Source organism: Arthrobacter sp. NPDC093125, assembly GCF_044754225.1.
Lineage (GTDB): Bacteria > Actinomycetota > Actinomycetes > Actinomycetales > Micrococcaceae > Arthrobacter.
In genome coordinates this window covers 189,478-205,386 of the sequence record NZ_JBIVOQ010000004.1, presented here as the reverse complement: position 1 = coordinate 205,386, position 15,909 = coordinate 189,478, and the positions used below count along the sequence as shown (strand labels likewise).

The 15,909-nt window shown below is 65.9% G+C and carries 14 protein-coding genes and 1 riboswitch; of the genes, 11 read left to right on the top strand and 3 right to left on the bottom strand.

Annotation, left to right across the window (positions count from 1 at the left end):
• Positions 1–11 precede the first annotated feature (11 nt).
• The 5 genes from tdh (at position 12) to ACIP9X_RS10610 (ending at position 5,610) form a co-directional block, all read left to right on the top strand.
• Positions 12–1,058, top strand: coding sequence for an L-threonine 3-dehydrogenase (gene tdh / locus ACIP9X_RS10630; protein WP_400479699.1), 1,047 nt, complete (start codon positions 12–14; stop codon positions 1,056–1,058).
• A gap of 62 nt (positions 1,059–1,120) precedes the next feature.
• Positions 1,121–2,317 carry a glycine C-acetyltransferase gene (locus ACIP9X_RS10625; protein WP_400479698.1) on the top strand — a complete coding sequence of 399 codons (1,197 nt, stop codon included), beginning with the start codon at positions 1,121–1,123 and terminating at the stop codon, positions 2,315–2,317.
• Between the two features lie 27 nt (positions 2,318–2,344).
• Positions 2,345–3,451, top strand: coding sequence for an NAD(P)/FAD-dependent oxidoreductase (locus tag ACIP9X_RS10620; RefSeq protein ID WP_400479697.1), 1,107 nt, complete (start codon positions 2,345–2,347; stop codon positions 3,449–3,451).
• Positions 3,452–3,462: 11 nt separating this feature from the next.
• Positions 3,463–4,674, top strand: a complete 1,212-nt coding sequence (gene hutI, locus ACIP9X_RS10615) for an imidazolonepropionase (protein WP_400479696.1) — start codon at positions 3,463–3,465, stop codon at positions 4,672–4,674.
• A 126-nt stretch (positions 4,675–4,800) separates the two neighbouring features.
• A complete protein-coding gene (locus tag ACIP9X_RS10610) occupies positions 4,801–5,610 on the top strand; it encodes a DeoR/GlpR family DNA-binding transcription regulator (RefSeq protein ID WP_400479695.1) in 810 nt (269 codons plus the stop codon).
• Between the two features lie 57 nt (positions 5,611–5,667).
• Here the strand turns inward: ACIP9X_RS10610 and ACIP9X_RS10605 are convergent, their stop codons facing one another.
• Positions 5,668–6,348: a histidine phosphatase family protein gene (locus tag ACIP9X_RS10605; RefSeq protein ID WP_400479694.1), complete on the bottom strand. Its 681-nt coding sequence runs from the start codon at positions 6,346–6,348 to the stop codon at positions 5,668–5,670.
• A gap of 95 nt (positions 6,349–6,443) precedes the next feature.
• Between ACIP9X_RS10605 and ACIP9X_RS10600 the strand changes: the two genes are divergently transcribed.
• Positions 6,444–7,223 carry a CPBP family intramembrane glutamic endopeptidase gene (locus ACIP9X_RS10600; RefSeq protein ID WP_400479693.1) on the top strand — a complete coding sequence of 260 codons (780 nt, stop codon included), beginning with the start codon at positions 6,444–6,446 and terminating at the stop codon, positions 7,221–7,223.
• A 105-nt stretch (positions 7,224–7,328) separates the two neighbouring features.
• On the opposite strand, the gene ACIP9X_RS10595 is transcribed toward ACIP9X_RS10600, so the two are convergent.
• Positions 7,329–7,967: a VOC family protein gene (locus ACIP9X_RS10595; RefSeq protein WP_400479692.1), complete on the bottom strand. Its 639-nt coding sequence runs from the start codon at positions 7,965–7,967 to the stop codon at positions 7,329–7,331.
• A gap of 188 nt (positions 7,968–8,155) precedes the next feature.
• Positions 8,156–8,270, top strand: a riboswitch (SAM riboswitch).
• A 12-nt stretch (positions 8,271–8,282) separates the two neighbouring features.
• Between ACIP9X_RS10595 and ACIP9X_RS10590 the strand changes: the two genes are divergently transcribed.
• The 3 genes from ACIP9X_RS10590 to ACIP9X_RS10580 all read left to right on the top strand — a co-directional run bounded on the left by ACIP9X_RS10590 (position 8,283) and on the right by ACIP9X_RS10580 (position 12,333).
• Entirely contained in the window at positions 8,283–9,440 is a 1,158-nt protein-coding gene (locus ACIP9X_RS10590) for a homoserine O-acetyltransferase (protein ID WP_400479691.1), read from the top strand.
• A gap of 258 nt (positions 9,441–9,698) precedes the next feature.
• A complete protein-coding gene (locus ACIP9X_RS10585) occupies positions 9,699–11,081 on the top strand; it encodes an MFS transporter (RefSeq protein ID WP_400479690.1) in 1,383 nt (460 codons plus the stop codon).
• A 133-nt stretch (positions 11,082–11,214) separates the two neighbouring features.
• A complete protein-coding gene (locus ACIP9X_RS10580) occupies positions 11,215–12,333 on the top strand; it encodes a zinc-binding dehydrogenase (RefSeq protein ID WP_400479689.1) in 1,119 nt (372 codons plus the stop codon).
• Between the two features lie 28 nt (positions 12,334–12,361).
• Here the strand turns inward: ACIP9X_RS10580 and ACIP9X_RS10575 are convergent, their stop codons facing one another.
• Positions 12,362–13,261, bottom strand: coding sequence for a LysR family transcriptional regulator (locus tag ACIP9X_RS10575; RefSeq protein ID WP_400479688.1), 900 nt, complete (start codon positions 13,259–13,261; stop codon positions 12,362–12,364).
• Between the two features lie 138 nt (positions 13,262–13,399).
• On the opposite strand from ACIP9X_RS10575, the gene mmsB reads away from it, so the two are divergent.
• Together mmsB and ACIP9X_RS10565 are read left to right on the top strand one after the other, a co-directional pair.
• Positions 13,400–14,302 carry a 3-hydroxyisobutyrate dehydrogenase gene (mmsB, locus tag ACIP9X_RS10570; protein ID WP_400479687.1) on the top strand — a complete coding sequence of 301 codons (903 nt, stop codon included), beginning with the start codon at positions 13,400–13,402 and terminating at the stop codon, positions 14,300–14,302.
• Between the two features lie 109 nt (positions 14,303–14,411).
• Positions 14,412–15,896, top strand: coding sequence for a CoA-acylating methylmalonate-semialdehyde dehydrogenase (locus ACIP9X_RS10565; RefSeq protein WP_400479686.1), 1,485 nt, complete (start codon positions 14,412–14,414; stop codon positions 15,894–15,896).
• Positions 15,897–15,909 lie beyond the last annotated feature (13 nt).

The following is a 15,909-nucleotide window of genomic DNA, read 5'->3' as shown; positions in this document are numbered from 1 at the left end:
TAAGGATGCCGATGAAGGCCCTCTACAAAGCCCGCGCAGCCGCCGGGTTCGAACTCGTCGACCGCCCGGAGCCTGAGGCAGGCAGCCACGACGTCAAGATCCGGGTCCTGACCACGGGCATCTGCGGCACGGACTTGCACATCCAGTCCTGGGACGCCTGGGCCCAGGGCATCATCCAGACGCCCCTCATCGCCGGCCATGAGTTCTACGGCGAGGTCGTGGAGGTCGGCGACGACGTCCGGGACGTGAAGGTGGGTGACCGGGTGTCCGGTGAAGGCCACATCGTGTGCGGCATTTGCAGGAACTGCCGCGCCGGCCGCCGCCAGATGTGCATCCACACCGTGAGCGTGGGCGTGCAGCGGGACGGCGCCTTCGCGGAATACGTTGTCATCCCCGAGATTAACGTCTGGGTGCACCAGGATCCCTCCGTGACACCGGAGCTCGGCGCGATCTTCGATCCCTTCGGCAACGCAGTGCACACAGCCCTGAGCTTCCCCCTCGTCGGCGAGGACGTGCTCATTACCGGAGCCGGACCCATCGGGCTCATGGCCATCGCCGTTGTCCGCCATGCCGGAGCCCGCAAGATCGCCATCACCGACGTCTCTGCCCCCCGCTTGGAACTCGCCCGGCAGCTCGGAGTAGACCTGGCCATCGACGTTTCACAGACACGGGTCCGGGAGGCACAGCGGGAGCTCGGCATGCGTGAGGGCTTCGACGTCGGCCTGGAAATGTCGGGCCACCCGTCAGCCCTGCCGGAAATGATCGACAACATGAACCATGGCGGCCGCATCGCCATGCTGGGCCTGCCCAGCCAGCCGATCGAGATCGACTGGGGCAAGGTGGTCACCCACATGCTGACGCTGAAGGGCATTTACGGCCGCGAGATGTTCGAGACCTGGTACGCCATGAGTGCGATGCTGTCCTCGAACCCGGCGCTGCACGCCAACATCTCAGCCGTCGTCACCGACGTGCTGCCGGCGGCGCAGTGGGAGAAGGGCTTCGACATCGCCCGCTCCGGCGTCGGCGGCAAGGTTGTTCTCGACTGGACAGAATTCTAGGAACCCCAAGCAAGAACTCAACAACCCAAAGACGAAAATTCCAGAGACCCGAGGAACCACCCATGTACTCAGCCATCAAAGACCAGCTGCGCAGCGAACTGGATGACATCCGGGCCGCAGGCCTCTACAAGACCGAGCGGCACATCGATTCCCCCCAGGCCAACCGCATCGCCGCGGGACAGATCGGGCAGGAAGCCGCACCTGTGCTGAACTTCTGCGCCAACAACTACCTCGGCCTGGCGGACCACCCGGACATCATCGCTGCAGCAAAGTCCGCCATGGATGACCGCGGTTTCGGCATGGCCAGCGTGCGGTTCATCTGCGGCACCCAGGACCTTCACCTGCAGCTGGAAGCCCGGGTCTCGAAGTTCCTCGGCACCGAGGACACCATCCTGTTCTCCAGCTGCTTCGACGCGAACGGCGGGGTCTTCGAATCGCTCTTCGGGCCCGAGGACGCCGTCATCTCCGATGCGCTCAACCACGCCTCGATCATCGACGGCATCCGCCTGTGCAAGGCACAGCGGTTCCGCTACGCCAACCAGGACATGGCCGACCTGGAGGCCAGGCTCCTGGAGGCCAAGGACGCCCGCCGCAAGATCATCGTCACGGACGGCGTGTTCTCGATGGACGGCTACCTTGCGCCGCTGGAAGCCATCTGCGACCTCGCCGACAAGTACGATGCGCTGGTCATGGTGGACGACTCCCACGCCGTGGGCTTCATGGGCGCCACCGGGGCCGGAACCCCGGAACACGCCGGAGTGTCCCACCGCGTGGACATCTTCACCGGCACCTTCGGCAAAGCTCTTGGCGGGGCCTCCGGGGGCTATGTTTCCGGACGCGGCGAGATCGTGGCGATGCTGCGGCAAAAGGCCAGGCCCTACCTGTTCTCCAACTCCCTGGCCCCCGCGATCGTGGCCGCCACCATCAAGGCGCTGGACCTCGTGGAGACCTCCGCCGAGCTGCGCGCCCGCCTCTTCGAAAACGCCGGGCTGTTCCGCCGCCGGATGACGGAGGAGGGCTTTGAACTGCTCGACGGCGAGCACGCAATCGTTCCGGTGATGTTCGGCGACGCCGTCCTGGCGGCGAAGATCGCGGACCAGATGCTCCAGCACGGCGTCTTCGTGACTGCCTTCAGCTTCCCGGTGGTGCCACGGGGAGCGGCCCGCATCCGCGTGCAGCTGTCGGCTGCGCACAGTTCCGACGACGTGGAAACGTGCGTGCAGGCATTCGTGAAGAGCCGCAACGCCGTCTCCGGATAGTTCCTGCTCATCTGTAAGGATGGAGCCATGGCAGCAACTTATGACGTGGTAATTGTTGGCGGCGGGATCGCCGGCCTGTCCCTGGCGTCGGCCCTCGCCGGACGGTGCAGTGTGGCGCTGGTAGAAGCCGAGCACCGGCTGGCCTACCATACGTCCTCCCGCTCGGCGCGGCAGCTGATCCCCAGCTACGGCCCGCCCATCGTCCAGGACCTCACCATCCGCACCCTGGAGCTCATCGCTGAGCGGGACGCCCAGCTTCCCGAACCGGTCCTGGCGCCGCGGAGTTTCATGCTCATCGGCGACGAGGAAACTGTGCGGGCCGAGGCCAGCGGGCAGATGAGAATGATCAGCCATGCCGAAGCCCTCAAGCTGTGCCCGGTCCTGGCGCCGGACGCTTTCTCCGCGGCCGGCCTGGATACAGGTTCCTTCGCCTGCAACGCGCCGCTGCTGCTCGAGGAACACCGGGCGCGGGCCGAGGCAGGAGGGGTGGACATCTACACAGGGGCCGGGCTGCATTCGGCCCAGCGCCTCGGCAGCGGCTGGGAGATAGGTGCCGGGCAGGAAGCCTTCCAGACCGGTGTCCTCGTCAACGCAGCAGGGGCCTGGGCAGACGAAGTGGCCGTTGTCTGCGGCGTGGAGAAGCTCGGGCTCCAGCCCTACCGCCGCACCGCCGCGATTGTCGCCGTCGAACATTCCCTTCCTGAAGGAACCCCCATGGTGGCGGCAGCGGACGACTCCTTTTACTTCCGCCGCGAGGGCGCGGACGTCCTGATCTCACCGTCCGAGCACGTCGCCAGCGCAGCGGAAGACGCGCGGCCCTTCCCGGGCGACGTCGAGCGGCTCGTTGCCCGCCTCAACACGCTGACCACGCTGGGGATCAGCGCCGTCCGCACAGCCTGGACCGGGCTGCGCACCGAGGCGGCGGACGGCATACCGGTGGCAGGTTTCGACGCCGAGGCGCCCGGTTTTTACTGGCTCGCCGGCCAGGGCGGGTACGGGTTTCAGACCTCCGCTGCGATCGCCGAACTCGCCGCGGAGCAGATCCTGGCGGGCTCGGTATCCCACCCAGGTGGAAGTCCGGAATCCCGGACGGCAGATGCCCTGGCTGCGACGCGCTGGTCCATCCGGCGCTGAAGAATGGAGCCATGAGCATCCTCCTTACCAACGTCGGCGAACTGATGACCCAGGACAGGGAGCAGCGTGTCCTCCGGAACGCCGCCCTCGTGATCGAGGGGGAACGGATCGCGTGGCTTGGAGCCGCGGCCGGCGCCCCGGCGGCAGACGAGTCCTTCGACGCCGGCGGCCGGGCACTCCTGCCGGGCTGGGTGGATTCCCATACGCACCTGATCTTCGCCGGCGACCGCACCGCGGAGTTCGAGGCCCGGATGGCGGGGGAGGACTACAGCGCGGGCGGCATCGCCGTCACCACCGAAGCGACGCGTAACACCGGGGATTACGACCTCACCCGGCTCGCCCTGGGCAGGGTGGCGGAGGCGGTGTCGGAGGGCACCACCTACCTGGAAACCAAGACGGGGTACGGCCTGGACGTGGAGCAGGAAGCGCGGAGCGCGCGGATCGCTTCCACGGTGGCAGACGAAGTCACCTACCTCGGCGCGCACCTGGTGCCCGCAGGCATGGACGCCGACGATTACACGGACCTAGTCTGCGGCCCGATGCTGGACGCCGTGCGTCCCTATGCCTCATGGGCTGACGTGTTCTGCGAGCGGGGCGCCTTTACGGAAGAGCAGTCGCGGCGGGTCCTGCAGGCATGCCGCGACGCCGGACTCGGGCTGCGTGTCCACGGCAACCAGCTGGGCCCCGGCCCAGGTGTCCGCCTCGCGGCCGAGTTCGGCGCCGCCAGCGTGGACCATGTGAACTATCTGTCCGATGAGGACGTTGATTCCCTGGCGTCCAGCTGGTCCGGCTGGGACGCAGCGGCGCGGTCCGGTGCGCGCGGCACCGTGGCGACCTGCCTGCCGGCCTGCGACCTGTCCACCCGCCAGCCCCTCGCGCCGGCGCGGCGGCTGTTGGACGCCGGCGTTCCGGTTGCCCTCGCCTCCAACTGCAACCCGGGAACGTCCTACACGAGTTCCATGGCATACTGTGTGACCACCGCCGTGCTGCAAATGGGACTCAGCGTCCACGAAGCCGTGCGCGCGGCGACGTTCGGCGGCGCCCTCGCCCTGGGGCGGGAGTGCGGGAACGACGTCGACGGCGAGCGGGCGGTGGGGTCGCTCGCCGTCGGGCACCGGGCTGACCTGCATCTCCTCAACGCCCCGTCGGCCACGCATCTGGCGTACCGCCCGGGAATGCCGCTGACGCACGCCGTCTGGCGTGCGGGAGTGCGGGCGCGGTAGCCGCCGCGCATTGGGTCATTTTGTGTCGGAAGCTGCGTCCGCACTGACGCTAGGTGATCGTTTGACGTCTGTTAGAATCAGAAAACGTCATTTTCCCGACGTTCTGATTCCTGGAAGGCCCTTGCATTGACCCGCACCGACCGCCTGACGGCGATACTGGACCTCCTTGCCGAAGCCGGGCAGGTGGAGGTTGAGGAGATCGTGACACGGCTGGGCGTTTCGCCCGCCACTGCCCGGCGCGACCTGGACAGCCTGGCCAAGCGGCGGCTTCTGACCCGCACCAGGGGAGGGGCCACCACGGGAGCCCTGGCCTACGACCTCCCGGGGCGGTACAACCGGGACGACCACGCGGCAGCCAAGCAGCAGATCGCGTTGGCTGCCTCCGCCCTGATCTCCCCGGGTATGGTGATCGGGCTCTGCGGCGGCACCACCAGTACGGCGCTCGCCCAGATCCTGGCTACCCGAGAGGACATCAACGCGCCTTCCAACCAGCCCACGCTCACCGTCGTCACCAACGCCATCAACATTGCGGGCCAGCTGGCGGTGCGGCCGAACATCAAGGTCATGGTGACCGGCGGAGTGCTGAACCCGCGCTCCTATGAACTGGTGGGGCCGTACACCGACATCATTATGCAGCGGGTGGTGCTGGACATCGCCTTCATCGGGGTGAACGGCATCGATCCGGTGGTGGGACCCACCAACACCGGAGAGGGCGAGGCCTCGGTCAACGCGCTGCTGGCCAGCCGGGCCAGCGTTTCCTATGTCATCGCCGACTCGTCCAAGGTGGGACGCCGTGCTTTCGCCACCATGGAAGGCTATGAATTCACCCGGCTGATCACGGATTCCGGCATCTCCCCGGAGGACAAGGCCGCATTCGAAGCAATCGGCACGGAAGTCATTGTGGCGCCGGAAACGCCCCGTACCCGGCAGGCATAATTCGCCAGGCCGGCAGGATGACCAGCCCGGCGGGATGAACCGTCAGCGGGCCGTGGGCTAGAAAACCACGGGCGGGGCGTCGAGCACGGTCTCGTCCACGCGGCGGTCCACCCACTGCGTAAAGGGCTCGTTGAGCTCGTACTTCCCGTCCCCGGTGCGCACCAGCATGCGGGTCTCGGCGTTGTCAGGGTTATTCAGCGACTCGAAGTACTCCACGGACCAGTGGAACCAGCGCATGCAGAACAGGCGCATCGTCAGGCCGTGCGTGACCAGCAGCGCATTGGGGGAATAGTCCGGCTTGGCCCAGTGGCGGTAGAGGGTCTCCATGAAGGACGAGACGCGGTCATAGACGTCCGAGCCGGACTCCCCGTCCCGGAACCGGTAGAAGAAATGGCCGTAGGCGTTGCGGAGCTCCTTCTGGTCCTCGATGTCCCCTGAAATCTGGAAGTTTGCCCAGTCCTGCTCCCGGAGGCGGGGTTCCTCGATCACCCGCTCAGTCAGCGAGCCGAGGTTGAGCGCTTCGAGCGTCTGGTAGGCGCGCAGGTACGGGGACACATAGACACACACCTCCTGGCCGTCCAGTGCGCGCCGGACTTCTTCACCGGCGGCCTTGGCCTGTTCCACGCCCAAAGGAGTCAGCGGAATGCGGTAGTCGGGCACCCTGTTGTAAATCGTGGTGTCGGCATTGGCGGCGGACTGGCCGTGCCGGATCATGATGATTTTCCCGGGCGCACTCATAAATCCCCAGCATAGGGCCAGCACATACTCCGGCCAGGCAAGGCGGGACTGTGCGTCAACAGGAAAGTGCCAGCAACTGCAGGCAAGATAGGAACATGTTGGTTCCCTCCCGCCGTCGTCTGCGGATCGAAGTCTGGATCGTCCTGGGACTGTCACTGGGGCAGTCAGCCGTGTACTCAGTGGTGCAGCTCCTGGACAAGATGACCCGCGCACCCCTGGCTGAGGGCACCTCAACGCTGAACCGTTCCCAAAGCACCCGCGAGTACTTCGACCTGACGTATCAGCTCCTGGACATCATCTTCGCGCTGGTGCCCGTCCTGCTTGTCATCTACTTCATGACCGAGCAGCGGCAAACGAAAGCCGGCACGGGCTACGGGAGCGGCTCGGCATTCCACAGGCTGGGTTTCGACCTTGCCCGCCCCGGACGGGACCTGCTCCAGGGGCTGGGACTGGCGGCCCTGATCGGCATTCCTTCGCTGGGCCTGTATGCGGCGGGCCGGGCGCTGGGCATCACCACGGCCATTATCCCCAGCGCCCTGGACGCCTATTGGTGGACCATCCCGGTCCTGATCCTTTCCGCCCTGCGCCACGCCATTGTGGAAGAAGTGATCGTGGTGGGGTATCTCCTGGACCGCTTCGGAAAGTTCGGCTGGTCCCTGCCGCTGGCAATCTTCGCGAGTTCCATGCTCCGCGGGAGTTACCACCTGTACCAGGGCTTCGGGCCGTTCATCGGCAACGCCATCATGGGCGTGCTGTTCGCCTGGGTTTATACCAAGACCCGCAGGGTGATGCCGCTCGTTGTCGCCCACGCCCTGCTGGACATCGTGGCGTTCGTCGGCTTCAGCCTGTTCGGCAGAGCCATGGGGCTGGGTTAGTTAAATAATTCGGCCGCCATCGGCGGGTAACGTCGTTGGCACCCGCTGATGGCGGCCGAAGTGTGGTGGCAGCAAGCTGCCGGGTATCTCAGATAGCTGGGGGTATCAGATGGTGACGGCGCCCGCGGCGGTTTCAAACGTGACCGACAGGATGCCAGGGGTTCCGTGCGGAGCGACCCAATTCACTGCGACGTCCTCGAGAGGCCGCTCCACGGGCTCGCCGAGCCATTCGGTGACCCGTTCGGCCGAGCCGGCGATGGTGAGGCTGGACATCTTGACGTTGCTGTCATAGGCGTTGGACGGGTGGAGCGAGGGGTCGCCCTCCCACTTCAGCATGTACGGAACCTGCGGGTCGGCGATGAGGCCCAGAATCCCGATCTGCTTCCAGATGAGTTCGCGGCCGTCCGGGAACTTGCGGTTGCCGTTGACGGCGGCGCGTCCGAGACGCTCCTCGAACGGGGCAAGGTCGTCCACTTCGACGCACCAGCCCATCCAGCCGCCTCCGGCAGCTGAGCGAGCCCGCACAGCCTGTCCGAAAGGTGCCTTGTCCGACGCCGGGTGGTCCAGGACCTCCACGACCTCAAGGTATTTGTGCCCGGCGAGCGGGATAATCATGTTCCGGGTTCCGAAACGGGGGTGTACTCCACCCTTTACGGCTTCAACGCCGAGGGCAGACGCGATACGTTCAGTGGTGGCAGCCAGGCCATCGTGTTCACAGGCGTAAGAGACGTGATCCATGCGCATGCCCTCATCTTGGCATCTTGTGACGCGGCTCTCAGCTAAGGGTGCCCTAACCCCTGCAGAGGCCCGTGAAAACCGCGGATTCCAGTGGTCTTTCTGCGTTGCGCTTGCCCGTTAGCCTGCGGGTCAGGGAGTCACATAGGCGTCATAATCTTCGCGAAGCCGGTGGCCCGTTTCGTAAGCTGGTTCAAGGTCATGAGTGCCAGCAACAGCCCCGGCTTGCTGGCCGGCAACCCTCCTTCCGCGGTGGGGTGCCCCGGGTGAAGACCTGGCCTGCGGTCAACTGGCGGCAGGCAAGCGCGCAGAAGAGGTATCCCAATGACGATTTCCGCCACCCGCACGGACGCTTCCGACGATACTGTCAGTACGGCTCCAAGCAGCACGCCGCTGGACGGCACGCTCCGGTATGCCGGCATCGGCAGCCTCCAGCTGGAGGCCGGCGGATTCCTCCCTGACGTCACCCTTGCCTACGAAACCTGGGGGACGCTGAACGCAGACGGCTCCAACGCCATCCTGGTGGAACATGCCCTCACCGGGGACACCCATGTGACCCGGGGTGGCCAGGAAGGCGGTGAAGAGGGCTGGTGGGAGCAGCTGGCCGGCCCCGGCGCACCGGCGGACACCAACAAATTCTTTGTCGTCTCCATCAACATCCTGGGCGGTTGTTACGGATCTACCGGGCCGTCGTCGGAAGCCCCCGACGGCAAGCCGTGGGGATCCCGCTTCCCGCTGGTGACCCTCCGGGACTCCACTGCTGCCGAAGCGCGCCTGGCGGACCAGCTCGGCATCAGCAGCTGGTTCGCCGTCCTGGGCGGTTCCATGGGCGGCGCCCGCGCGCTCGAGTGGGCTGTCAGCTACCCGGACAGGGTGCGCCGCTGCGGTGTGATCTCCGTGGGTGCGAGCAGCACGGCCGAACAGATTGCCTTTGCCCAGGCGCAGACCCTCGCCATCCGGCAGGATCCCAACTTCAACGGCGGCGACTATTACGGGGGACCGCTGCCCGAGGCCGGCCTGGCGCTCGCCCGACGGATCGCCCACATCACGTACCGTTCGGCGCACGAGCTGGACTTCCGCTTTGGCCGGAACGCCCAGGGCAGCGAATCCCCGTTCGAGGCCGATGCCCTGGGAGCCCGCGGCCGGTACCAGGTGGAGAGCTACCTGGATCACCAGGGGCACAAGCTGGTCCGGCGCTTCGACGCCAACAGCTACATCGCCCTCACCGAAGCCCTCATGAGCCACGACATCTGCCGTGGACGGGGAACACTGAAGGAAGCGCTCGCCCGGACCACTGCCGAGTTCTTTGTCGCCGCCGTCGATTCAGACCGGCTCTACTTCCCGTCGCAGTCCCGCGCGCTCGCTGAGGCCCTGCCCGGCAACGTTGACGTGCACGTGATTGAAGCTCCTATCGGCCACGACGGCTTCCTGACGGAGATCGGGCAACTCAACGAGCAGCTGCGCACACATCTGCTGGACTGAATTGGGCTGAACGGAACGGAGCGGGAGTAGCCAAAAGGTGCTGTCAGTAATAATGGCGGGCCTTGCCGGTCATTACTGACGGGTAGTCAAACCCGCTGCTTGTGCATTTATGCAGATGCGTTCTGCACTTTTTGTCGTTGAGCTTGCAGGCAATTGCAGACCATACTCATGTGAACCGGCGATTCGTGGTGTACCTCACACGCGTTCGCCAAAGACTGGTCCCAGTGGTGTCGACGAAGACGCCGAAGGAGTTCACACATGAGTACGGAAAACTCCGCCGCAAGGCGCGTAGAGGAAACCGACGTTAAGGCCTCAGGCCTGAGAAAAGTCGTCACGGCGTCCATGGCCGGAACGGTGGTTGAGTGGTATGAGTTCTTCCTCTATGCCTCTGCAGCAACCCTGGTGTTCGGCAAGATGTTCTTCCCCAATTCAGGGACGGAACTGGACGGCATCATCGCCGCGTTCGTCACCTACGCGGTCGGGTTCGTGGCCCGCCCCATCGGCGGCATCGTCTTCGGCCACTTCGGGGACAAGTTCGGCCGGAAGCAGCTGCTGCAGCTGAGCATCATCCTGGTGGGCGTCTCCACGTTCCTCATGGGCTGCCTGCCCACCTTCGCTCAGATCGGCTACTGGGCTCCGGCAATGCTGGTCTTCCTGCGCTTCGTTCAGGGCTTCGCCGTCGGCGGTGAATGGGGCGGCGCCGTGCTGCTCGTTGCAGAGCACAGCCCCAACAAGTCCCGCGGATTCTGGTCCAGCTGGCCGCAGTCCGCCGTTCCCATGGGTAACCTCCTGGCAACCGGCGTGCTGTTCACCCTGTCGTCCACGCTGTCCCAGGAAGCCTTCCTCGGCTGGGGCTGGCGCGTCGCCTTCTGGCTGTCCGCTGTGATCGTGATCGTCGGTTACTACATCCGCACCAAGGTCCAGGACGCCCCGATCTTCATCGAGGCCCGCAAGGAAGTCACGGTCGAGAAGAAGGGCTACGGCGTCGCCGAAGTCTTCCGCCGCTACCCGCGCGGTGTCTTCACCGCCATGGGCCTGCGCTTTGCCGAGAACATCCTGTACTACCTCGTCGTGACGTTCTCCATCACCTACCTGAAGGTCGTCGTTCAGACCGACACGTCCCGGATCCTCCTGCTGCTGCTGGTGGCGCACTTCATCCACTTCTGCGCCGTCCCGCTCGTCGGAAAGATGTCCGACAGCTTCGGCCGCCGGCCGGTGTACATGGCAGGCGCCATCCTCGGCGGAACTTGGGGCTTCTTCGCCTTCCCGATGATGGACACCGCAAACGACATCGTCATCCTGGCTGCCATCACCATCGGCCTGCTGTTCCACGCGCTCATGTATGCGGGGCAACCGTCGATCATGGCAGAAATGTTCCCCACCCGGATGCGCTACTCGGGCGTTTCCCTGGGCTACCAGGTGACCTCCATCGTCGCCGGTTCGCTGGCACCGATCATCGCCACTGCGCTCCTGAGCAACTTCAAGTCCTCCACGCCGGTGGCGCTGTACCTGCTCGGAGCCTGCATCGTGACCGCAGTCTCGGTGTTCTTCCTCAAGGAGACCCGAGGCATCTCGCTCCACGACGTGGACGCCGCAGACGCCAAGGGCACCGCCGAGCTGCTGGCTGCCGCCAAGAAGTAGGCACCAGGAATAGGCGCAACAACCCAAGCGCCAGCACCTCATGCGACAAAACCGCAGACCAGCTGCCCGGACCCGCGACCACGCAGGCCCGGGCAGTTGGGCGTCAGCACCCCAGACGAAGTCAGGATCTCCCATGAAAGCAGCTGTCCTTTACTCCACCGTCTCCTCCGGAACCAGCTACGCCGAAGCACATCCGCTCCGGGTTGAGGAGCTGGACCGGCCGGCACCCCGCGCCGGGGAGGTGGGCATCGCCATCACCTACTCAAGCCTGTGCCACTCGGACCTCTCGGTGGTGGACGGTTCCCGCGTCAGGCCGCTTCCCATGGCCTTGGGGCATGAGGCCGTGGGGCGGGTTGAGGCGGTCGGGGAGGGCGTCGGGGATGTCTCGGTCGGCGACCACGTCGTCCTGGTGTTCGTTCCGAGCTGCGGCGCGTGCCGTGCATGCAAAGCAGGGCGGCCAGCGCTGTGCCACCGGGCGGCGGAAGTCAACGGCTCGGGTGACCTCCTGCACGGGGAGGCGTTGCTGCGCACGCCCGCGGGGGAGCGAATCAACCACCACCTGGGAGTCTCTGCCTTCGCCGACTATGCCGTGGTGGCCCGCGAGTCGGTAGTGGTCATCGACGACGACGTGCCCGACACCGTTGCGGCGATGTTCGGTTGCGCCGTACTCACCGGGATGGGTGCGGTCCTGAACACCGCCGCCGTCCAGCCCGGCCAGTCGGTGGCCGTTTTCGGGCTGGGTGCCGTCGGGCTTTCGGCTGTCATGGCGGCGGCGCTCGCAGGCGCGTCCGCCGTGATCGCCATCGATCCGAACACAAGCAAGCACGAGCTTGCCCTGAAATGCGGGGCGACCGCCGTCGGCACCCCCGACGATGCTGCCCGGCTGATTGCTGACGCCACCGGCGACGGCGTGGACACGGCCATCGAAGCAGTGGGGTCCGCCCGGGTGATCGCATCCTGCCTCGAGCACGTGACCCGCGGTGGTGCAGTCGTTTCAGTCGGGCTGCCGCATCCCACCGCAGAGCTCACGGTGCCCGCCCTGCAGTTCGCCGGCACCGGCAAGCGCCTGCTTGGCTCATACATGGGTGACGCCGTGCCGGACCGGGACATCCCGCTGTATCTGGAGTACTGGCGCGAGGGCCAGCTGCCGGTTGAGCTGCTGCATACCGATACCAGGCCGCTTGCCGAGATCAACGAAGGCCTGGACGCACTGGCCGCCGGGCACGTGGTGCGGCGGCTCTTCCAGGCCTGAGTGCCGGGGCTCAGGCAACCAGAAGAAGTCAGGCTGCCAGAAGTTCCTGGCGCTCGTCCACCTCCTGCTTAAGCGCTGCGATCACGGCCTGCACCCGGCCGGACCGCAGCGCTTCGGGGCGAGCCACCGCCCAGATGGGCACCTGACGCTGGAAGTCGTCCGGGAGCACCGGAACGAAGTCGGCATCTCCGGCCACCATGAAGTTCGGGAGCAGTCCGATGCCCGCGCCGCGGCGCACCGCCTTTATCTGGGCAAAGACGCTCGTGGCCTGGAAGCTGGACTTCGGCATGGGCAGCTGTGAGGAGCGGTGGCCCAGCTCGGCCACCTGGAGCGCGGACTCGACGTAAGAGACGAAGCCGTGCTGCCCCACGCCGTCGAGCGTTTCCGGAAGCCCCCGCCCGGCGGCATAGCCGGCGCTGGCGTAGAGCCGGAGGAAGTAGTTCGTCAGGAAGATCGGCTGCGCATTGCTGACTTCGTTCCGGCCCACCACCACCTCAAGGTCCACGCCGGACCTGTTCTGGCTGACCTTGCGGGTGGCGCTGAGCATCTCCACGTTCAGCAGCGGGTGCCGCTGCTGAAGGCGGACCAGCGCGGGTGTCACAAATTCGGCACCGAAGCCGTCCGAGGTGCTGATCCGCACCATCCCCGAGAGGGCGTCCTGGTCCTGGCCAATGGCGCCGGCCAGAGACCCCAGGGTCTCCTCAATCACTTCGGCCGCGGCAACGGCTGACGCGCCCAGTTCGGTGAGCTCCCACCCGTGCGGGCTGCGCTCCAGCGTGCGTCCGCCCAGCTGCTTGTCCAGGGCAAGGATCCGCCGCGAAATGGTGGTGTGCGTTGTGCCCAGGGTTTCGGCGACGGCGTTGAAGCGCCCGAGCCGGGCCACGGTCAGCAAAATCAGCAGGTCGTCCGGACTAGGAAGCCTCCCCACGCGGTGCCTTTCTCTCATGTGCATCAGTGCACATACCCTCTGTGATTTTTCCCCTTGATTGCACTGTAGCAGGGTGTGAGGCTGGACACAGACCTTCCGGCCGCCCTCGGCCGGAGACAAAGCAAAGGAGCTTACGCCATGGCAGTAGTTGGTTGGATCGGTTTGGGAAACATGGGCGGCTCCATGTCGGGCAATCTCGCGAAGGCCGGGCACGACGTACGGGGATTCGATCTCAATCCGGCCGCCGTCGCTGCAGCTGAAGCCGGTGGGGTAAAGCCGGTGCAGAGCATCGCCGAGGCTGTCGACGGTGCCGACGTCGTGTTCACCATGCTCCCCAAGGGCGAGCACGCCAAGGCCGTCTACCTCGGTGAGGACGGGGTGCTCGCGCATGCCGACACGTCGACCCTCCTCGTCGATTCCTCCACCATTGACATCGCCGCCGCCAGGGAACTTCACGACGCCGCTGCTGCCGCCGGGTTCCGCTTCGTCGACGCCCCGGTCTCGGGCGGCATGAGCGGCGCCAAGGCTGGAACCCTCACCTTCATGGTCGGCGGTGAAGCGGGTGCCGTCGCCGACGCCAGCCGCTACATCGAGCCGATGGCCTCCAACGTCATTCCCACCGGCGGTGCCACCACGGGCCAGGCAGCAAAAATCTGCAACAACCTGATGCTCCTGATCAACCTGGCATCCACGGCCGAGGGCGCAGTCCTGGCGGACCGGCTCGGCCTCGACAAGAAGGTGTTCTGGGACATCGCCTCGGTCTCCTCCGGCGACAGCTGGGCCCTGCGCACCTGGTACCCCGTTCCGGGCGTGGTCCCCACCGCAGCCTCGAACAACGACTTCGCGCCCACCTTCACCACCGAGCTGGCGAACAAGGACATCGGACTCGCCATCAGCGCCGCCGAGGACACCGGCACGCCCCTCGAGATCGGCAAGCATGTGCAGCAGCTGTACCAGCGGCTCATTGATGCCGGGGAAGCCGGCAAGGACTGCTCGATGATCATCAAACTCGTTGACGGCTCCCTCGCTTCAGCAAAATAGCCGCCCTCCAGTAGCACTTCAGTAGCCGTTGCGGGGCTGGCCGCCCCCATAACCGGCATGACGCCGTCGTTCATGCCCAAGTCTGTCTGCCCCCACGAAAGGGACATCCATGGAAACCATTCCCCACTTCATCAACGGCAACCGCGTCAGCGACGCCGAACGGTTCGGCCCCGTCTTCAACCCCGCCACGGGGGAGCAGGAGAAGCAGGTGGTGCTCGCCTCGGGCGCCAGGGTCGAGGAAGCGATCGCGGCCGCCAAAGCTGCGCTGCCCGCCTGGCGGGCCACGAGCCTGGCCAAGCGCACCAATGTGTTCTTCCGCGTCCGCGAAATCCTGACCCAGCGCAAGAGCGAGCTCGCCGCGATCCTCACGAGCGAGCACGGCAAGGTGCTCTCCGACGCCGAAGGGGAAATCTCACGCGGCCTGGAGAACATCGAGTTCGCCACGGGGCTGTCCCACATGCTCAAGGGTGAGCATTCAGAGCAGGTCTCCAGCGGCATCGACGTCCACTCTGTGCGGCAGCCCGTCGGGGTGGTCGCCTGCATCACACCCTTCAACTTCCCCGCCATGGTGCCGCTGTGGATGATCGGCAGCGCACTGGCCTGCGGCAACACCGTGCTGCTGAAGCCGAGCGAAAAGGACCCGTCGTCTGCTGTTTTCATCGCAGAGGTCTTCGCCGAAGCCGGACTGCCGGCCGGCGTGCTCAACGTCGTTCAGGGCGACAAGGAAGCCGTCGATGTGCTGCTTGAGCATCCCGATGTAAAGGCCGTCAGCTTCGTCGGTTCAACCCCCATTGCCCAGTCGATCTACAAGCGTGCGGCCGATCACGGCAAGCGCGTCCAGGCCCTTGGCGGAGCAAAGAACCACATGGTGGTTCTGCCCGACGCCGACCTGGATATGGCAGCCGATGCGGCCGTCTCTGCAGCCTATGGTTCTGCGGGGGAGCGCTGCATGGCGATCAGCGTGCTCGTTGCTGTCGGCAACATCGCCGACGACCTGGTGAAGGCGATTTCCACCCGCATGGCGGACCTCAAGATCGGTCCGGGCACCGACCCCTCGTCCCAGATGGGGCCGCTGATCACCGCCGAGCACCGCGAAAAGGTCGCTTCCTATGTTGCCGGCGCGGAGGATGAAGGGGCCACCGTGGTCGTCGACGGCCGCGGGCATCAGTTCGATTCGAACGGCTTCTTCATCGGCGTCAGCCTGGTGGACCACGTCAAGCCCGGCATGAAAGTGTACGACGACGAGATCTTCGGCCCGGTCCTTTCGGTGGTTCGCGTGGACACCTACAGCGACGCCGTTCGCCTGGTCAACGAGAACGAGTTCGGCAACGGCGTGGCCATCTTCACCCGTGACGGCGGCGCCGCCCGGCAGTTCGAGTTCGACGTCGAGGCCGGCATGGTGGGCGTCAACGTGCCGATCCCGGTGCCCGTGGGCACCTTCTCGTTCGGCGGCTGGAAGAGCTCCCTCTTCGGCGACACCCACATGTACGGGCCGGACAGCATCCGCTTCTACACGCGGGGCAAGGTAGTGACCACCCGCTGGCCGGACCCGTCGACGTCGGTCATCGACCTCGGATTCCCGCAGGTCGACTAGCTCGGACCGACTA

What these genes read in the sequence shown, in the direction of transcription:
- ACIP9X_RS10590 (WP_400479691.1), top strand. Translation starts at nt 8,283, where the DNA reads ATGACGATTTCCGCCACCCGCACGGACGCTTCCGACGATACTGTCAGT.
- tdh (WP_400479699.1), top strand. Translation starts at nt 12, where the DNA reads ATGAAGGCCCTCTACAAAGCCCGCGCAGCCGCCGGGTTCGAACTCGTC.
- ACIP9X_RS10595 (WP_400479692.1), bottom strand. Translation starts at nt 7,967, where the DNA reads ATGCGCATGGATCACGTCTCTTACGCCTGTGAACACGATGGCCTGGCT.
- ACIP9X_RS10600 (WP_400479693.1), top strand. Translation starts at nt 6,444, where the DNA reads ATGTTGGTTCCCTCCCGCCGTCGTCTGCGGATCGAAGTCTGGATCGTC.
- ACIP9X_RS10605 (WP_400479694.1), bottom strand. Translation starts at nt 6,348, where the DNA reads ATGAGTGCGCCCGGGAAAATCATCATGATCCGGCACGGCCAGTCCGCC.
- ACIP9X_RS10625 (WP_400479698.1), top strand. Translation starts at nt 1,121, where the DNA reads ATGTACTCAGCCATCAAAGACCAGCTGCGCAGCGAACTGGATGACATC.
- mmsB (WP_400479687.1), top strand. Translation starts at nt 13,400, where the DNA reads ATGGCAGTAGTTGGTTGGATCGGTTTGGGAAACATGGGCGGCTCCATG.
- hutI (WP_400479696.1), top strand. Translation starts at nt 3,463, where the DNA reads ATGAGCATCCTCCTTACCAACGTCGGCGAACTGATGACCCAGGACAGG.
- ACIP9X_RS10565 (WP_400479686.1), top strand. Translation starts at nt 14,412, where the DNA reads ATGGAAACCATTCCCCACTTCATCAACGGCAACCGCGTCAGCGACGCC.
- ACIP9X_RS10620 (WP_400479697.1), top strand. Translation starts at nt 2,345, where the DNA reads ATGGCAGCAACTTATGACGTGGTAATTGTTGGCGGCGGGATCGCCGGC.
- ACIP9X_RS10580 (WP_400479689.1), top strand. Translation starts at nt 11,215, where the DNA reads ATGAAAGCAGCTGTCCTTTACTCCACCGTCTCCTCCGGAACCAGCTAC.
- ACIP9X_RS10585 (WP_400479690.1), top strand. Translation starts at nt 9,699, where the DNA reads ATGAGTACGGAAAACTCCGCCGCAAGGCGCGTAGAGGAAACCGACGTT.